Origin of the sequence: Amycolatopsis sp. NPDC024027, assembly GCF_040638975.1 — a bacterium.
Classification (GTDB): domain Bacteria; phylum Actinomycetota; class Actinomycetes; order Mycobacteriales; family Pseudonocardiaceae; genus Amycolatopsis.
In genome coordinates, this window is sequence record NZ_JBEZYY010000057.1 from 1 (window position 1) to 1,274 (window position 1,274).

Below are 1,274 nucleotides of genomic sequence, written 5' to 3' on the forward strand. Positions count from 1 at the left end.
ATCACTTGGAGTTGCCCCGTGGGGCCGGACACCTTGATTCCAGACAGTGGTCTGGAGGGAGGATGTCCTGATGTCGCGCAGGTCGAAGTATCCGGAGCAGTTCCGGCGGGACGCGATCGAGCTGGTGGGCTCGAGTGACCGTCCGTTGCGGCAGATCGCCCGGGAACTGGGGGTCAACCACGAAACGCTGCGGTCGTGGGTGAACACCGCCAAACAGGAAGCCGAGGCCGGGCCGCCAGCGGAGGACCCCGCCGTCACCGACGAGGTCCAGCGGTTGCGGCGGCAGGTCGCTGAGCTGCAGAAAGAGAAGGAGATCCTGCGGAAGGCGGCCGCCTATTTTGCGCGCGAGATGGATCGATGATCTACCGCTACCGGTTCATCTCCGAACACCGCGCCACCTACGGCGTCAAGCGGTTGTGCCAGGTCCTGGGTCTGCGCCGGCAGGGCTTCCACGAGTGGGTCGCCGCCGAGAGGGCGCGGGCTGCGCGGGCGGAGGCTGAGCAAGAACTGGTCATGGTGATCACCCGGATTCACGCCGGACATCGTGGTGCCTACGGGGTGCCGCGGGTGACCGCGGAGCTGCACCGCCGCGGGATCGTGGTGAACCACAAGCGGGTGGAGCGGTTGATGCGGGAGCACGGGCTGGCCGGGATCACCCGCCGCAAACGCCGCACGACCACCCGACCGGCGGCCGGCCCGGTGGCATCGGTGGATGATCTGGTCCGCCGCGACTTCACCGCCGAGAAACCAGGGCAGCGGATGGTCGGGGACATCACCTGCCTGCCCACCTTCGAAGGCTGGCTTTACCTGGCCACCGTCATCGACCTGCACACCCGTGAGGTCGTCGGGCATGCCATGGCTGAGCACATGCGCACCGATCTGGTCTGCGACGCCATCGACCTCGCCGCCGCTCGTGGTTTGATCAGCGACGACGCGGTGTTCCATTCCGACCGCGGTGTCCAGTACACCTCCGGGCAGTTCCGCACTGCGCTGGCCGAGCACCGGATCCGGCCGTCGGTGGGGCGGGTCGGGTCCTGCTACGACAACGCGGTCGCGGAAGCGTTCTTCGCGACGTTGAAGACCGAGATCGGGACCGTGATCTGGCGCACCCGGGCCCAGGCGCGCCAGGACGTGTTCGTCTATCTGCGGTACTACAACCATGATCGGCTGCATTCCACGGTCGGTCAGAACACCCCAGTCGAAGCCAGGACCGGCTACGTTCAGGCCTCAGCTGCCTGAAACCCTGTGTCCGCCTCCAGGGGGCAACTCCACAC

At 67.0% G+C, this 1,274-nt stretch carries 2 protein-coding genes; both read left to right on the forward strand.

What is annotated here, in order from left to right; translation table 11 throughout:
* The first annotated feature begins 70 nt into the window (after positions 1-70).
* Positions 71-361, forward strand: a complete 291-nt coding sequence (locus tag AB0F52_RS48670; RefSeq protein WP_360186496.1) for a transposase — start codon at positions 71-73, stop codon at positions 359-361.
* Positions 358-1,239 (forward strand): IS3 family transposase, encoded by an 882-nt coding sequence (locus tag AB0F52_RS48675; RefSeq protein ID WP_360186499.1) that lies wholly within the window; start codon positions 358-360, stop codon positions 1,237-1,239. Before AB0F52_RS48670 ends, AB0F52_RS48675 begins: the two co-directional genes overlap by 4 nt.
* Positions 1,240-1,274: the final 35 nt, after the last annotated feature.